At 42.5% G+C, this 14,885-nt stretch carries 16 protein-coding genes; 9 read left to right on the top strand and 7 right to left on the bottom strand.

What is annotated here, in order from left to right; all coding sequences use genetic code 11:
- Positions 1 to 178: 178 nt before the first annotated feature.
- Both MMAH_RS02850 and MMAH_RS02845 read left to right on the top strand, forming a co-directional pair.
- Positions 179 to 712 carry a hypothetical protein gene (locus tag MMAH_RS02850; protein ID WP_013037034.1) on the top strand — a complete coding sequence of 178 codons (534 nt, stop codon included), beginning with the start codon at positions 179 to 181 and terminating at the stop codon, positions 710 to 712.
- Positions 713 to 830: 118 nt separating this feature from the next.
- Positions 831 to 2,132 (top strand): TrpB-like pyridoxal phosphate-dependent enzyme, encoded by a 1,302-nt coding sequence (locus tag MMAH_RS02845; protein ID WP_013037033.1) that lies wholly within the window; start codon positions 831 to 833, stop codon positions 2,130 to 2,132.
- A 15-nt stretch (positions 2,133 to 2,147) separates the two neighbouring features.
- On the opposite strand, the gene MMAH_RS02840 is transcribed toward MMAH_RS02845, so the two are convergent.
- Positions 2,148 to 3,083, bottom strand: a complete 936-nt coding sequence (locus tag MMAH_RS02840) for a mechanosensitive ion channel family protein (protein ID WP_013037032.1) — start codon at positions 3,081 to 3,083, stop codon at positions 2,148 to 2,150.
- A 229-nt stretch (positions 3,084 to 3,312) separates the two neighbouring features.
- Here MMAH_RS02840 and MMAH_RS02835 point away from each other — a divergent pair, with 229 nt between their 5' ends.
- The 6 genes from MMAH_RS02835 to ahbC all read left to right on the top strand — a co-directional run bounded on the left by MMAH_RS02835 (position 3,313) and on the right by ahbC (position 10,184).
- Positions 3,313 to 5,502, top strand: a complete 2,190-nt coding sequence (locus tag MMAH_RS02835; protein ID WP_013037031.1) for an ATP-dependent DNA helicase — start codon at positions 3,313 to 3,315, stop codon at positions 5,500 to 5,502.
- 43 nt (positions 5,503 to 5,545) lie between these two features.
- On the top strand, positions 5,546 to 6,832 hold the full coding sequence (gene hisD / locus MMAH_RS02830; RefSeq protein WP_013037030.1) for a histidinol dehydrogenase: 1,287 nt from the start codon (positions 5,546 to 5,548) through the stop codon (positions 6,830 to 6,832).
- An 86-nt stretch (positions 6,833 to 6,918) separates the two neighbouring features.
- Positions 6,919 to 7,317 carry a DUF1699 family protein gene (locus tag MMAH_RS02825; RefSeq protein ID WP_013037029.1) on the top strand — a complete coding sequence of 133 codons (399 nt, stop codon included), beginning with the start codon at positions 6,919 to 6,921 and terminating at the stop codon, positions 7,315 to 7,317.
- A gap of 105 nt (positions 7,318 to 7,422) precedes the next feature.
- Positions 7,423 to 8,187: a uroporphyrinogen-III C-methyltransferase gene (cobA, locus tag MMAH_RS02820; RefSeq protein ID WP_013037028.1), complete on the top strand. Its 765-nt coding sequence runs from the start codon at positions 7,423 to 7,425 to the stop codon at positions 8,185 to 8,187.
- Between the two features lies 1 nt (position 8,188).
- The gene (locus tag MMAH_RS02815; protein ID WP_013037027.1) at positions 8,189 to 8,977 is read left to right on the top strand and encodes a uroporphyrinogen-III synthase; all 789 of its coding nucleotides are present in this window, start codon (positions 8,189 to 8,191) and stop codon (positions 8,975 to 8,977) included.
- 13 nt (positions 8,978 to 8,990) lie between these two features.
- The gene (gene ahbC / locus MMAH_RS02810) at positions 8,991 to 10,184 is read left to right on the top strand and encodes a 12,18-didecarboxysiroheme deacetylase (RefSeq protein ID WP_013037026.1); all 1,194 of its coding nucleotides are present in this window, start codon (positions 8,991 to 8,993) and stop codon (positions 10,182 to 10,184) included.
- On the opposite strand, the gene MMAH_RS02805 is transcribed toward ahbC, so the two are convergent.
- Genes MMAH_RS02805 through MMAH_RS02785 form a run of 5 tightly spaced genes read right to left on the bottom strand, consistent with a single transcriptional unit; the run spans position 10,185 to position 12,443 of the window.
- Complete coding sequence (locus MMAH_RS02805) at positions 10,185 to 10,409, bottom strand: YgaP family membrane protein (RefSeq protein WP_013037025.1); 225 nt, start codon at positions 10,407 to 10,409, stop codon at positions 10,185 to 10,187.
- Between the two features lie 35 nt (positions 10,410 to 10,444).
- A complete protein-coding gene (locus MMAH_RS02800; protein ID WP_013037024.1) occupies positions 10,445 to 11,125 on the bottom strand; it encodes a peroxiredoxin in 681 nt (226 codons plus the stop codon).
- Between the two features lie 19 nt (positions 11,126 to 11,144).
- A complete protein-coding gene (locus tag MMAH_RS02795; RefSeq protein WP_013037023.1) occupies positions 11,145 to 11,504 on the bottom strand; it encodes a carboxymuconolactone decarboxylase family protein in 360 nt (119 codons plus the stop codon).
- Positions 11,505 to 11,519: 15 nt separating this feature from the next.
- The gene (locus tag MMAH_RS02790) at positions 11,520 to 11,906 is read right to left on the bottom strand and encodes a desulfoferrodoxin family protein (RefSeq protein ID WP_013037022.1); all 387 of its coding nucleotides are present in this window, start codon (positions 11,904 to 11,906) and stop codon (positions 11,520 to 11,522) included.
- 21 nt (positions 11,907 to 11,927) lie between these two features.
- Complete coding sequence (locus MMAH_RS02785) at positions 11,928 to 12,443, bottom strand: ferritin (RefSeq protein WP_013037021.1); 516 nt, start codon at positions 12,441 to 12,443, stop codon at positions 11,928 to 11,930.
- Between the two features lie 259 nt (positions 12,444 to 12,702).
- Here MMAH_RS02785 and cca point away from each other — a divergent pair, with 259 nt between their 5' ends.
- The gene (gene cca, locus MMAH_RS02780; protein WP_013037020.1) at positions 12,703 to 14,040 is read left to right on the top strand and encodes a CCA tRNA nucleotidyltransferase; all 1,338 of its coding nucleotides are present in this window, start codon (positions 12,703 to 12,705) and stop codon (positions 14,038 to 14,040) included.
- On the opposite strand, the gene MMAH_RS02775 is transcribed toward cca, so the two are convergent.
- Entirely contained in the window at positions 14,037 to 14,885 is an 849-nt protein-coding gene (locus MMAH_RS02775; RefSeq protein ID WP_013037019.1) for a DNA-3-methyladenine glycosylase family protein, read from the bottom strand. The genes cca and MMAH_RS02775 overlap by 4 nt on opposite strands.

The raw sequence follows: 14,885 nt of genomic DNA, 5'->3' as shown, positions 1-14,885 counted from the left end.
CCTCATACTAATGATTACTATACAAAACAATGCGGATAACGTTAAATAAGAATAAATATAATTTAACCTTGCTAGTGGTATAGCAGGTGGTACAACAAGAAAGCTTACATTAACAGCCTTAGTTTAGGCTATCTGTTGTGCTTCTCTACCTTTATAGCAGACGTGGTGGTATGAGCTAATGAAGAGTGGGGATAGTCCAAACCAAGCCTCTGAGACCAGTCAGAACCCCGATTCAGAATTCAATAAATGGAGAAGGGAATGGCTGGTCAAAAAGGCAAAAGAAAGAAGTAGCCATGGTACAAGGGAAAGTAATCCTGATATGGACAATGGTTTCTGGTACTGGTACATGGAAAAAAGTGCAAAATTGCATCAAAGGTATATGCATCTTTATGATGATATTACTGCAAAAGAATTCAGGGAAAACAAAGAGGGATTTGATAATTCCAGGGATGACATAGATTACATAAGGCAACAATTTTTGAAACAGGATAGAGAAACAGTGAAAGTACTGGCAGACAAGCTTGCAAAAGTGGGTTTGGAAAAAGAATCAAAAGAATTCATGTCTTTAAAGCCCATGCACAAGGAAACTATCCAAAAACTTGACCGTTTTTTTGAAGTTTTGCATAGCAAACATTATAATGATCTTGAAATCGTCGATTTTTATTTATCCCTCTCACCAGAAGAAAGAGTAAAACTGGGTTGCAAACCCTAAAAATTCACGAATATATCTTTTCTTTTGCAACCTTTTCCGGTATGATTATCCGATAGTCTTAAATAAACAACTGTGCGTACAAAACAGTACTAAAGTGTACACAGAAGAGTGACTTATCATGGAATATACAAAATATATACTCGATGAAAATGATATGCCAAAAAAATGGTATAACATATTACCTGACATGCCCACTCCCCTTGAGCCTCCATTGAATCCTGCAACAAATGAACCAATCAAACCGGAGGAACTCGAACCTCTTTTTGCCAGGGAACTTATCAAACAGGAAATGTCTGATAAGCGTTACATAAACATCCCCGATGAAATAAAAGATATCTATAAGCTCTGGAGACCATCACCCCTCTACCGTGCCTCAAGACTTGAAAAGGAACTTGACACACCTGCAAAAATCTACTACAAACATGAAGGTGTGAGCCCTGCTGGCAGCCACAAACCCAACACCTCCATTGCCCAGGCTTACTACAACATGAAAGAGGGAACCGAAAGGATCACTACTGAAACGGGAGCAGGACAGTGGGGAAGTGCTCTTTCTCTTGCATGCAACTATTTTGATATTGAATGTAAGGTATACATGGTACAATCCAGTTTCTACCAGAAACCTTACAGAAAATCCCTCATCAACCTCTGGGGAGCAAATGTAATTCCATCCCCGAGCAATGAGACCCAGTTTGGCAGGAAGATACAGGAAGATTTCCCTGATACAAGCGGAAGTCTGGGTATAGCCATCAGTGAAGCTGTGGAAGATGCTGCTCTCAATGATAATACCAAATATGCATTGGGTAGTGTACTTAACCATGTAATGCATCACCAGACAATAATAGGACTGGAAACCCAGGAACAGATGAAAATGGCCGAGGATTACCCAGACATCGTAATCGGCTGCTGTGGTGGCGGTAGTAACCTTGCAGGAATCGGGCTTCCATTCATCAAAGATAAAATAGATGGTAATGATCTGAGAGTTATCGGTGTAGAACCATCCGCATGTCCTACCTTAAGCGCAGGGGAATTCAGATATGATTACGGTGATATGGCAAAAATGACACCATTGTTGAAAATGCATACCCTGGGATACGATTTCATCCCGCCTGCAATACATGCCGGTGGACTGCGCTATCACGGTTGTTCACCCATAATCAGCCAGCTTGTCAATGAAGGTCTCATGGAAGCCACAAACTACCACCAGATCGAAGTATTCGAAGCAGGTGTGACCTTTGCCCGCACAGAGGGATTTGCCCCAGCTCCTGAATCATCCCATGCAATCAAATGTGCTATCGATGAAGCACTGAAATGCAAGGAAACAGGGGAAGAAAAGACAATCCTGCTCAATCTGAGTGGCCATGGTCATTTTGATATGACTTCCTATGACAAGTATTTCAATGGGGAACTTGGAAACGAATAAAAAAAGAAGAGGATATTAAAAATCCTCTTTTCCTTCTTTTTGCCCGACGTAACTTTTTTCTGCAATCAGGTCTTTTTTGTACACCAATGTCCTGTACGGGAATGGAATCTCTATTCCTTCCTTGTCGAAACGTTTCTTGATGGCTTCCCTAATCTCACATCCTGCACCATAAGCAAAACTTCTATCCCGCACCCAAACAAATAATTTTAGGTTAACTGCAAAGTCTCCGAGTCCTGTTAGAAGGACAAGAACATCATCATCACTGAAGTTTTCATCATATTTACGAAGTTCAGAGAAAGACATCGTATTTTTATGTTTGCGACCTTCTTCGACCATTATCTTACGAGCCAGATCAATATCTGAATCATAGCTTATACCGATATCAATAGGCCAGCATACCGTTGGGTCCTCTATAGTCCAATTCACAATCGCTTCGTCACTGATTACATGGTTTGGTATGATAAGCCTGCGGTTGTCCCAGGTTTTAACGACCGTATGACGCAAAGTGATGTCCGTAATCTTGCCGTAATCATCCCTTACATTAACACGATCTCCCACCCTAAAGGGACGAAATATGGCAAGGGATACACCTGAAATAATATTTGACATTGTGCTCTGGGCAGCAAGACCAACAACTATACCCAAAAACCCTGCACCTGCAAAGATAGCAAAAGAAAGATTTTGCAGTGTCGGAAAACGCATAATTATCAGAACTAATCCAAATACATAGACAAGAGCTACGGAGGTATGCCTGATCATTCGATAAGCAGTTTCATCTACAGCCATCCTACGGTTGGCCAGTTCAAATTGATGCTGAATTAGCCTGCCAACTAATTTTGATGCAACAAACGTAAGTACAATAATGAAAATTACGAATAGAACATCCAGTGCATTCCCGAAATTCCCGAAATGCCACGAAGTTTCAGAAAGTACATCTGATGTGTTTGCCATTGGACCTACCATATTTATTCTTAATAAAACATTCACTAAATAATAGTGCTTATAATTTAGTTTTTACCATTAAATGTCCAGAACGGGATTTAGCCGATGATTTTACTTTGAAGCAGAATATCTATTTGCAAAATAACCTGTATTCCCTTTAATAATAAATGCTATTAATTGTATTTGTACCTTTCAACAGCAAAAGTGATATCCAAACTCGCCTTAGATGTGAAATTTCATGAAAATAGAAGAACTGGACCTGCCTTCAGAAGCCATTGAAGTATATCTTCAGGCCGGTATAGAAGAACTCTATCCGCCCCAGGCAGATGCTGTAGAAAAAGGACTTCTGCAAGGAGAAAACCTCCTTGCAGCAATCCCTACAGCATCAGGGAAGACCTTACTTGCAGAGATGGCGATGTTAAAGGCTATTAAAAAGGGAGGAAAAGCCCTTTACATTGTACCCCTTCGTGCATTGGCTTCTGAAAAATTCAGGGATTTTAAAAGATTTGAGAGTCTAGGAATAAAGACAGCCATATCAACCGGGGATTTTGATTCACGGGATGAATGGCTGGGTTCCAATGACATAATAGTAGCTACCTCCGAGAAAACAGATTCCCTTTTGCGTAATTCCACACCCTGGATGAAAGATATCACCGCTGTGATCGTTGATGAGGTACACCTGCTGGATTCGGCAAACAGAGGACCTACACTGGAAGTAACCCTGGCAAAACTCAAAAGACTCAATCCCGGGGCACAGGTGGTTGCTCTTTCAGCTACAGTTGGTAATGCGATGGAAATTGCACAGTGGCTGGAAGCCAAACTCGTATTGAGTGAATGGAGACCCACATACTTACATGAGGGGATTTTTTACGGGGATGCCATCAATTTCGATGAAGACCAGACGTTTATCGAAAGACGCCACAAGGAAGATTCTGTGAACCTTGTGATAGACACTGTTATCCAGGGAGGACAATGTCTTGTATTTGACAGCAGTCGGAGAAATTGCGTCGGATTTGCAAAGAAATGTGCTCCTGCTGTCGGAGAACTGCTCGACAGGCAAAATCGCAATGAACTGGAAGAAGTTGCAAAAGAGGTTCTGGAAAACGGGGAGACTAAACTTACTGAAACTCTTGCCTACTGCATAAAAAAAGGGGTTGCTTTTCATCATGCAGGACTGAATTCCGCCCATCGCAGGATCGTAGAAGATGCTTTCCGGAACAATTTAATAAAGATGATCTGCAGCACACCAACACTGGCAGCCGGATTGAACCTGCCTGCCCGTCGTGTGATCATCCGCAGTTACAAACGTTATGATCCCAATGCAGGAATGCAACCCATCCCTGTACTTGACTACAAACAGATGGCCGGCAGGGCAGGCAGGCCACATCTGGACCCTTACGGAGAGGCTGTAGTCATAGTGAAAACCTATGAAGAATTCACCGATGTGCTGGAGAGATATATCAGCGCTTCTGCAGAAGATATCTGGTCAAAGCTGGGTACCGAGAATGCACTGCGCACTCATATCCTTTCAACTATTGCAAGCGGTTTTGCAAATTGCCACAGGGAGATACTTACCTTTTTGGGTTCCACATTTTTTGCCCACCAGCAACAGAGCTGGAATTTCGAAGAACTGCTGGAAGACTGCCTGATCTTCCTCAAGAATGAGGGAATGCTTGAACAGGACAATGAGACCATCAGAGCAACCGAACTGGGTAAAATGATATCCTCGCTATATATTGACCCCCTTTCGGCTTCAAAAATTATCCGCGGACTTGAAAAAACCACACATGTCACAGATATGACTTTGTTGCAACTGATTTGCAGTACACCGGATATGCGCCTGCTTTACTTGCGCAACAGGGATTATGAAATAATAAATGATTATGTTATGAATCATACAGAAGAGTTTATCGAAGTTCCCAGTCCTTTCAAGCAGATAGAATATGAATGGTTTCTTTCAGAGGTCAAGACCGCTTTGTTACTGCTGGAATGGATCAATGAAAAAAGCCTGGAAAAAATTGTTGAGAACTATCAGGTCGGAGAAGGAGACATTTATGCCAGCTCTGATATTGCCGAGTGGCTGATGCATGCCACCCAAAGGATTGCATCCAGGATAAATCCACAACTTGAAACTGAATGTGCTAAACTTGAAAAAAGGATACATTATGGCGCAGGCAGTGAACTAATCGAATTGGTGGAAATTCCCAACGTGGGCAGAGCAAGAGCACGCAAACTTTTCAAGAAAGGATATCGCAGCCGCCAGAAACTTGCAACAGCAGATGAAAAGCAACTTGCAGGGATAGTCGGGCCAAAGATCGCCCAAAAAATCCTGTCATATCTGGGCAGAGAAACTGACAGCAATGGTTATGTAGAGCCGGAAACATTGGAAAATAAAAAACAACAAAAAACATTTCAGGATTTTATCTGAAATAACGATCTAATACATAAATACAAAGACGGAGACTTACCCCATGCTTTATAAGAAAATTGAAGACCTCACCAATAATGAATTAAATAATCTTATGGAAAGGGCATCAGATCTGATGACTGTTAGGGATGCAGTTGAAACAATCCTTGCAGATGTGAAAAAGGACGGGGATAGTGCCCTGCGTTATTATACTGAAAAATTTGACAAAGCCCGTATTGGTGCCATCGAAGTAACTGAAGACGAAATTAATGAAGCAATGACAAAAGTAGACCCGTCTTTGTTGAAACATCTGGATAAGGCTGCATCGAACATCCGGAAATTCCATGAAGCACAATTACCCCGGGACAAATGGTTTGTGGAAATTTCCCTTGGAATTAAAGCCGGACAGAAAACCGTACCCTTAAGATCCGTAGGTGCCTATGTACCCGGAGGAAGAGCATCTTACCCTTCAACAGCCCTTATGACAATAATCCCAGCCAAAGTTGCAGGTGTGAAAGACGTAGCCATGTGTACTCCTCCCGGGACCGATGGAAAGGTAAATCCCCTGACACTTGCAGCTGCAAAGGTCGCTGGTGCTGACAGGATATACAGACTCGGCGGTGTGCAGGCTGTTGCAGCTCTTGCCTATGGAACTGAAAGCGTTAAACCCGTAGACAAGATTGTGGGGCCGGGAAATGTATTTGTGACTACGGCAAAGATGCTTATCCGCACACATACAGAGATAGATTTTCCGGCAGGGCCCAGTGAGATCCTGATAATCGCAGATGAAACTGCAGACCCGGATTTCATCGCAGCTGACCTGCTGGCACAGGCCGAACATGACCCCAACGCAATCTGTGTATTAACGACTACTTCTGAGGAAATTGCAGCGAATACACAACAACGCTTAGAAGAACTTGCAGATACTACACCCAGGTCAGAGATTGTGAAAGAAGCCCTGCAAAATGCGGCCATCCTTATAGGTAATTCTCTTGATGAGTGTATTGGATTTTCCAACAAATTCGGACCCGAACATCTTGAGATAGTGACAGCAGATGATGAGGCAGTCCTGGACAGAATTGATAGTGCCGGGTCGATTTTTATGGGAAAATATGCTCCCGTTTCAACCGGTGATTATGCTTCAGGAACAAATCATGTTCTCCCCACAGCCGGATATACAAGACTCTACTCCGGATTAAACATCAATCATTTCCTGAAATATTCCACAATACAGCAGCTGGACAGGAAAGGCTTGCAGTCCCTGAGTGATACGATAATCACACTTGCAGAAGAAGAAGGGTTGTACGCTCATGCTGATGCTGTAAAGTTGCGTTTGAAGAAAAATGAATGATCTCCTCACTCGATAATTATTTAAGAGGTAAGACTTAATAATAATTTATTGAGTTATGCATCGAGCTTAATATCAGGAGTGGAATCATGAAAATCAGAGTTGTCAGTAAAAGGAAAGAAATTGAAACACTCGATGAGGGGGAAAGAGTAATTCATCTGGCTTTCCGACCTTCCAATAAGGACATATTTGATCTCGTTAAAAGATGTAAGAATGTAGAAGTGATCCAGATACCTTCATCTTACAGGAAAACTGTATCAAAATCCATTGAAATGTTCCTTGAGATGGAAGGAATCAGACTTATAGAGGGAGATGTGTGGGGGCACAGGAAAGACATAAATGAGTATTACAGCATCTCACCTTCTGTTAATGAAAGAATAAAGGAATTGAAATCAGAGGGCATGGCAGACGAAGAAATTGCCAGAAAGATAGAAAGAGAAGGAAAACTCAACAAGGACATTTTATTATATATACTCGATAAACAATGAGTATATTTTTCACTTTTTCTTCCTCCAACTTCTATCCAGTACATATAACCTTTTTAAGCAATCAATTCCTTAGTTCCTCAAACACGTCAATAGAGGATTAATACCATGAATAGCGGATACGGGAAAGTATATCTTGTTGGTTCCGGTCCCGGAGATCCGGAACTGCTAACAATAAAAGCAAGAAAATTGATAGACAGCGCAGAGGTCATAGTCTATGACCAGTTGCCAGGAGAAGCAATCCTGCAGAGCATGCCTGAAACAGCAGAAAAAATAGATGCAGGAAAATATGCAGGCAATCATAAACTAACCCAGACAGAAATCAACGATATGATAGTGAAAAAGGCAGAAGAAGGAAAGAATGTCGTTCGATTAAAGGGAGGGGATCCCTATATGTTCGGTAGAGGCGGCGAAGAAGCTGAAAAACTTGTGCAGGCAGGGATCGATTTTGAGGTTGTACCCGGTATCACCTCTGCTATTGCAGTACCTGCTTATGCCGGAATCCCTGTAACCCATAGGGACCATGCATCAATGGTTACATTCATCACCGGCCATGAAGACCCGACCAAAAAAGAAACCGGCCTTGATTGGGAAAACCTGGCTCGATTCCCGGGGACCCTGGTCATATTTATGGGAGTGAAAAGGCTGGAACAGAATATGAATGCACTGAAAAAATATGGCAAGTCTCCAACAACTCCGGTAGCAATTATCGAAAAAGGAACCCACCCCGATCAGAGGATCACCACAGGAAACCTTGAGAACATAGCAGAAAAAGCAAAAAAAGCCGGTGTAAAGGCTCCTGCAATAACAGTTGTGGGTGACGTGGTTTCCGTACATGATATCCTGGGTATGCAAGAGGTCGTATGGGGATAACATGGATAGAAAGAGTAATACCATAGCAATAATGAGGCCGCGCAGTTACCTCACAAAATCCCGTGAGATGGCACAATCCATGGGATACGAGGTATTCGAGGCACCAATGATCGAACTCGCCGATATGAAAGATGACATGTTTGATATATTCACCGATCATGTCCTTTCTGGAAAGAGCGACTATGTTATATTTACCAGTGCCAACGGTATCGACTATACCCTGGACAAGGTAGATAACAGGAATGAATTCACCAATGCCCTGAACAGAACAAAAGTGATAGCCATCGGCCCAAATACAAAAAAGAGACTAGAAGAACTTGATATTGAAGTTCTTGGTATACCAGGTGTCTACAGCTCAGAAGGACTGGTTGAATATCTCTGTCCTGATGTTAAGGGAAAGATAGTTGATACCGCGCGCAGTGCTTATGGTTCAATCCTGCTCATAGAAGGGCTTGAAAAATGTGGCGCATCGGTTCTGGAAACACAGGTATATACACTTGTGCGACCCGAAGGAGACACGCAAAAGGAGCTTATCAAAAGAGCGGCAGCCGGGGATATTGCTATTTTTGCCTTCACAAGTTCCATGATGGTACGCAATTTCTTCAGTCTGGCAGAAGAGATGGGAAAAACCGATGACATAAAGGAAGTTATGAAAAAATCTATCGTGGCTGCAATTGGTACACCTACGGCAAATACCATTCAGGAATATGGCGTGGAAACAACTATAAAGCCCTGCAAGTACACCTTCGATGAAATGCTAAGGACCATTAAAGACGAATACTTTGATTAAAGAAGGTTTAGAAATGATAGGTATTTCAAAGCTCTATTGCGGAACTGTCGAACCATCGGATGCCCTGAGATACGGAAGACATTCCTCCAGATTACCTTCCCACCTACTCCAGTTCTCAAAAGACAAGAAACCTGTTGTAGTTTGGAATATCACCCGCAAATGTAACCTCAAATGCATTCACTGTTATGCCCAGGCAGACGATAAAGATTTTGAAGGTGAACTTTCCACAGAAGAAGGAAAAAGACTCATCGATGACCTGGCAGCATTCAAAACGCCTGTCATACTTTTTTCCGGAGGAGAACCTCTTGTCAGGAAAGATTTGCCCGAATTGGCTGAATACGCCGTCTCAAAGGGCCTAAGAGCAGTAATTTCCACAAATGGCACACTGATAGATATGGACATGGCAAAAAAACTAAAGGAAATCGGCCTGTCCTACGTTGGAATATCTATTGACGGCACGGAAGAGACAAATGACAGGTTCCGGGGACAACAGGGGGCTTTCAAAAAAGCACTTGAAGGCGTCCACAACTGCATGAAAGCAGGAATCAAGGTTGGTCTGCGTTTTACAATTAATAAGAGTAATTTCCGGGAAATCCCTGCAATATTCGACCTGCTGGAAGAAGAAAAAATTCCACGGATCTGTTTCTATCATCTTGTGTATGCAGGCAGAGGTAGCGACCTCATAAAACAAGACCTGACACATGAAGAAAGCAGGGAGACCGTAGATCTGATTATGGATCGTACAAAACAGCTGTATGAAAAGGGAATTAAACCAGAGGTACTCACAGTGGATAATCATTGTGATGCCCCATACCTCTACATGAAATTGAAGGGGAAAGAACCTGAACGTGCAGCCGAGGTCCTCGATCTTATGAAAATGAACGGAGGCAATTCCACCGGTGTAGGAATTGGTTGTGTGTCCTGGGATGGTACAGTGCACCCGGATCAGTTCTGGCGCCATTACACCATCGGGAATATCAGGGAAAGACCTTTCAGCGAGATATGGACAGACCTCAGCGACAACTTACTTGCAGGCCTGAAGGATCGCAAACCTCTATTGAAGGAAAATGCAAAAAGATGTGGCCAGTGCAAGTGGCTGGACATCTGTAACGGAAATTTCCGAGTACGTGCAGAAGCTGTTTATGGCAATGTCTGGGCAGATGACCCGGCCTGTTATCTTACAGATGAAGAGATCGGGCTGGAATAATTATTTTTTTGCGGTATTGATACTCAGGTAATGATAGGGTGTACAGTGCCTTGTCATTGCCGTAAATAATCCGGCCAAAGCCACAAGTGCAACCAGCCAGTTCCAGGGAGAAGTTTCCACAAGGTCCATAGCCAATGCTATCGTTGCCACTGAACCAATTAGGGCCCTGAAAACCAGATCAAATCCGCCAACATTTTCCTCGAGCAATATATCTTTTAAAGTCATAGGCCACCTATAAAAGAAAGCAGGACTATGCCTGCTTATTTCTTATCCTTTTTAAAGCAAATGAACCAGTCAAGACAATACTTATCATCTTCTTTGGTCTCGACCCTCTCCTTTGCCATGCCACATGAACCGGGTGGAGGTATAATCACATCGTCACCGGGCTGCCAGTTTGCCGGAGTGGCAATCTGTTCGGCATCGGATTTCTGCATGGCAATAATAAGTCTCTTGACTTCATCCATATTCCGTCCGTTACTGAGTGGGTAGTAGAGGATTGCACGTACCTTGTTCTTCGGGTCGATAATGAATACCGCACGTACGGCTTGAGTATCCGATGCACCAGGCTGGACCATACCGAATTTCTTCGCTATTTCCATCTTGATATCCGCAATTACAGGGAAATTGACCTCTACATCTTTCATACCCTTGTATTCGATTTTCTCTTTAATGGTACGCAGCCAGGCAATATGTGCATGGATACCGTCAATGGAAAGTCCGATGAGTTCGGTATTCAATTCCCTGAATTCATCCTCCATTGTAGCAAAGGTCATGAATTCGGTAGTACAGACCGGTGTAAAATCTGCCGGATGGCTGAACAGGACTACCCATTTACCCTTATAATCCTTCGGGAAATTAATTTCTCCCTGTGTGGTTGTTGCTTTAAAACTCGGTGCTTCATCGCCTATCAAAGGCATTCTTGTTGGTTCTGCTTCTTCCATAATTAATCCCCACTTTATTTCAAAATCCCAATTTATCCATCTGTTTTAATACCTGTCTGCTGAAATCAGTGAAATTCTGGATCCCGCCTGTCCAGGCAGCGATCATCATACAATCCGTGACCTCAGTACGGGTAGCTCCGAATTTCTTGAGTCTTTCAAGAATTTTTACTGCACTTTCACTGTTGTTATTGGAACAGGCAATGGAAAAGACAAGAAGGTGTTTCTCCTTCATTGAGAGACCATCCTCCCTATCTTCCCACACAGCAGTATAAAAGGACGCAAGAGCTTCAGAGAAGTCTTCATTTATGTCCTGGGCATACCTTATGGACCTTGGAAGAAAACCCTTGATTTCTTTTACATTATCTGCATTTGTACCCATGAATTTACCAATCCTTTAGAGTTCGATGATATTTTGCCACAGACCATGTACATTGCAGTAGGAAATCGCAAATAAAGCACTGAAATCTGCAACATTTACCTTAAATCTCGCAAGGGGTTCGGTGAAAGAGGGACCAAATTCTGCACGGCCCAGATCCACGACCTGACCATATTTATCCCCGCCATAGCTGGAACCTGCAGCATGCTCTCCTTTTTTAACACCGTAGAGCTCAAGCCATGCAATATGATGCTCAACCGTATTTGGGTGTGCAACTTCCTTACCTACATGAACCGTCACAAGATCTTCCACGTCTGAGCCATGCGACTTACCAATTGAAATGTCAGGTACATGTTTCTCTTTGCCTTCCGATACTTTTCCTTTAATTAACTCTTCAATTTCCATATCAAATCCTCCTTTAACTTATTACTGTCCTTCCTGTGCTGGCGGGGTGAACACTCTTGCCTCGAGTTCCTTGTCAATCATGAACAGGCCATTGCCTTCTTCACCTGCAAGCTGGAGTTTGCTGATTATCTCATTATCGTTGCTCTCTTCTTCGATCTGTTCAGTGACAAACCATTGCAAAAATATATTTGTTGCATAATCCTTCTCTTCATTTGCAAGGGTTACCAATTCATTGATGGACCTCGTGATGAACTGTTCGTGTTCAAGGGTTGCCTTGAACATCTCAAGGGGCGTACCGAATTCCTTTGGAGGTTGTTCTATTGCCTTAAGTTCAATTTGGGCTCCCTGCCCTTTCAGGTAATCATATATGCGCATGGCATGGGTCATTTCTTCCTGATATTGTACCATGAACCAGTTAGAAAACCCGTCAAGTCCTTTATAGGAACTTGCAGCAGACATTGCCATATAAAGATAGGCAGAATACATTTCCCTGTTAATTTGCTCATTCAGCGCATCGGTCATCTTTTCACTTAACATATTTTCCTCCAAATATCAACTCAAAAAAGACAACGACAGTTAAAACTGCACCCACCTGTTCTCCATCTGTCAAACTCCCGTTATCCATAGAAGAAAAGATCGATAGCTATAAATTTTTATCGTTAGACAGTTTTATGTTTATTTAAATTATAAAATAACAATAAAAGAAACAGTATATAGCTTCAAATAATATATAGCAAAAGATGACTGAAATACCATACATAACATAACTAAAAACACAGAAATCAAAAGGATTTACATGCTGCCTCTTGAAAAAAAAGTACTGGAACATATCAAACCTTCATTGGAAGAAAAAGAAAAACTGGAACAAACTGCCGGTTATCTGATGAAAAGAGTGATCCAGATTGCCAAAAGAGAAAGTATTACCGATGCAAAGGTCCAGCTGGTAGGCTCAGCTGCTCGCAATACATGGATCACCGGCACACATGACCTTGATATATTCATAAGTTTTGACCCAACTCTTCCACGGGAAAAACTTGAAGAGTATGGTTTGTTCATAGGGCACGAACTTGCAAAAGAAGCCCGGTCCTGGGAGGAAGGTTATGCAGAACACCCCTACACTAAAATGAACTATGCGGGATTTGATGTAGATATCGTGCCCTGCTACCGTGTAACCGATGCCTCCAGAATAATCTCAGCTGTTGACAGGACGCCTTTTCACAACCGCTTCATAAAAGAGAGAATCAAAGGACTTGAAGATGATGTCCTGTTACTCAAACAATTCATGAAAGCCGGAAGGATATATGGCTCAGAACTGAAAACCCGGGGTTTCTCGGGCTATCTCACTGAACTGCTAATAATCCATTACGGCTCTTTCAAAAACGTGCTTGAAGCCGCATCAGCATGGGAGCCGAATCAGAAAATAGAGTTCCTGAAGCCTACAAAAGAATTTAGCGAGCCTCTTCAGGTGATTGACCCCACAGATGCAGGAAGAAACGTAGCTGCTGCTCTATCACTTGACAAGTTTTGCCTATTCATTGATCTCTGCCGCCAATACCTAGAAGAGCCAAAGGAATCCTACTTTTCAAGGAAGATTGCAAACCCGCTATCTGATGGTGAAATAATCCAGAGAATGAATAAAAGAACAAGCTCCATAATTGTGCTGAAGTTCCAGAGCCCCAAAATTGTCGAAGATATACTATATCCCCAGCTTTTCAAAATGCAAAAATCAGTGGAAGCATTACTTGAAAAACAAGATTTTCATCCCATTAAAAGTGGCATCTGGGTAGGCAAAGATGTCGTACTTACCATTGAACTTGAAAATGCCCAAATTGCAACTGTCAAAAAACACAGAGGTCCTCCGGTATGGGTTAAACAACATGCTGAAATGTTCAGGGAGAAATATACCGACAGAACAGATGTGTTTGCATTCTATATCGAAGGCGGGAAATATGTCGCTGAAGTCCCACGCAAATACACAACAGCATCTATATTACTTGAAAATGAGATTTACAACTGTTCCCTGGGCAAACAGGTTGCAAAAAGCATTAAAAAAGGATATGAGATCCTGTCCGGAGAAAATATCCTGCAAATAAAGGATATCAACTATAGGGCTTTCCTCAATGAATTCCTTTAATCCATTCCACTGCCCAGTTTACCTTCAAGCCTGTGCTGATAGAAAAGATACTGCTGGGCATAACCACAGTAATATCCAAAATAGGATCTTGCCCACTCAGCCATTTTGGGTTTGGTATAAGGTCCTTCAAAACTATCGGAATAATAATTTCTGATGACCTTGTCAACATGGGTATCTACAGGGAAAGCTTCCATTTTTCCATAGGAAAAAAGGAGGATACAATCAGCCACCTTATCCCCGATGCCTTCTATATTCATCAATTGCTTTTTGGCTTGAAAATAATCCATATCATACAGCCCCCACAGATCTAACTCCCCTGATTCTATCATCCTGGCAGCTTTGACAAGTCGGCGTGCCCTGAAACCCAGACTGCAGTCGCAAAGATCCTCACCACAACAGGCTGCAAGAGTAGATATTTCAGGAAAGGCGTAAATTCCATCAACAATTTCCTCTCCAAGTAGCCGGGACAGTTTCTCGATGGATTTCATAATACGGGGAATATTCGAAGCAGTTGCTATCATATAAGATACAAGGCATTCCCAGGGATCCTGCATGACCAATCTCAAACCCTTGTATTTTGCTATTGCTTCATGGACATAGGAATCATGATCGATTGAAGAAAAGATATAGGGCAGGTCATCATCCAGCCTGAAGTATTTCACAAAAAACTCAACAGGGAGACGGGAATCAATGTAAAGGGTCTCCGCCTCCTGTTCATAGAAGGCATGTACATAATCTCCCTGTACCACACCGTGCCACCAGTCATCTTCTTTTGACCAGCGAAATACCTGCCCACAATCCAGAGTGTGGTCAAGATCAAAGCATGAAACCGGTATACTGTACAT

Source organism: Methanohalophilus mahii DSM 5219 (assembly GCF_000025865.1).
GTDB classification, from domain to species: Archaea; Halobacteriota; Methanosarcinia; order Methanosarcinales; family Methanosarcinaceae; genus Methanohalophilus; species Methanohalophilus mahii.
The sequence above is the reverse complement of the archived record's forward strand: the minus strand, read 5'-3'. Positions and strand labels throughout refer to the sequence as shown.

What these genes read in the sequence shown, in the direction of transcription:
- MMAH_RS02850 (WP_013037034.1), top strand. Translation starts at nt 179, where the DNA reads ATGAAGAGTGGGGATAGTCCAAACCAAGCCTCTGAGACCAGTCAGAAC.
- MMAH_RS02845 (WP_013037033.1), top strand. Translation starts at nt 831, where the DNA reads ATGGAATATACAAAATATATACTCGATGAAAATGATATGCCAAAAAAA.
- MMAH_RS02840 (WP_013037032.1), bottom strand. Translation starts at nt 3,083, where the DNA reads ATGGCAAACACATCAGATGTACTTTCTGAAACTTCGTGGCATTTCGGG.
- MMAH_RS02835 (WP_013037031.1), top strand. Translation starts at nt 3,313, where the DNA reads ATGAAAATAGAAGAACTGGACCTGCCTTCAGAAGCCATTGAAGTATAT.
- hisD (WP_013037030.1), top strand. Translation starts at nt 5,546, where the DNA reads ATGCTTTATAAGAAAATTGAAGACCTCACCAATAATGAATTAAATAAT.
- MMAH_RS02825 (WP_013037029.1), top strand. Translation starts at nt 6,919, where the DNA reads ATGAAAATCAGAGTTGTCAGTAAAAGGAAAGAAATTGAAACACTCGAT.
- cobA (WP_013037028.1), top strand. Translation starts at nt 7,423, where the DNA reads ATGAATAGCGGATACGGGAAAGTATATCTTGTTGGTTCCGGTCCCGGA.
- MMAH_RS02815 (WP_013037027.1), top strand. Translation starts at nt 8,189, where the DNA reads ATGGATAGAAAGAGTAATACCATAGCAATAATGAGGCCGCGCAGTTAC.
- ahbC (WP_013037026.1), top strand. Translation starts at nt 8,991, where the DNA reads ATGATAGGTATTTCAAAGCTCTATTGCGGAACTGTCGAACCATCGGAT.
- MMAH_RS02805 (WP_013037025.1), bottom strand. Translation starts at nt 10,409, where the DNA reads ATGACTTTAAAAGATATATTGCTCGAGGAAAATGTTGGCGGATTTGAT.
- MMAH_RS02800 (WP_013037024.1), bottom strand. Translation starts at nt 11,125, where the DNA reads ATGGAAGAAGCAGAACCAACAAGAATGCCTTTGATAGGCGATGAAGCA.
- MMAH_RS02795 (WP_013037023.1), bottom strand. Translation starts at nt 11,504, where the DNA reads ATGGGTACAAATGCAGATAATGTAAAAGAAATCAAGGGTTTTCTTCCA.
- MMAH_RS02790 (WP_013037022.1), bottom strand. Translation starts at nt 11,906, where the DNA reads ATGGAAATTGAAGAGTTAATTAAAGGAAAAGTATCGGAAGGCAAAGAG.
- MMAH_RS02785 (WP_013037021.1), bottom strand. Translation starts at nt 12,443, where the DNA reads ATGTTAAGTGAAAAGATGACCGATGCGCTGAATGAGCAAATTAACAGG.
- cca (WP_013037020.1), top strand. Translation starts at nt 12,703, where the DNA reads ATGCTGCCTCTTGAAAAAAAAGTACTGGAACATATCAAACCTTCATTG.
- MMAH_RS02775 (WP_013037019.1), bottom strand. Translation starts at nt 14,885, where the DNA reads ATGTACAGTATACCGGTTTCATGCTTTGATCTTGACCACACTCTGGAT.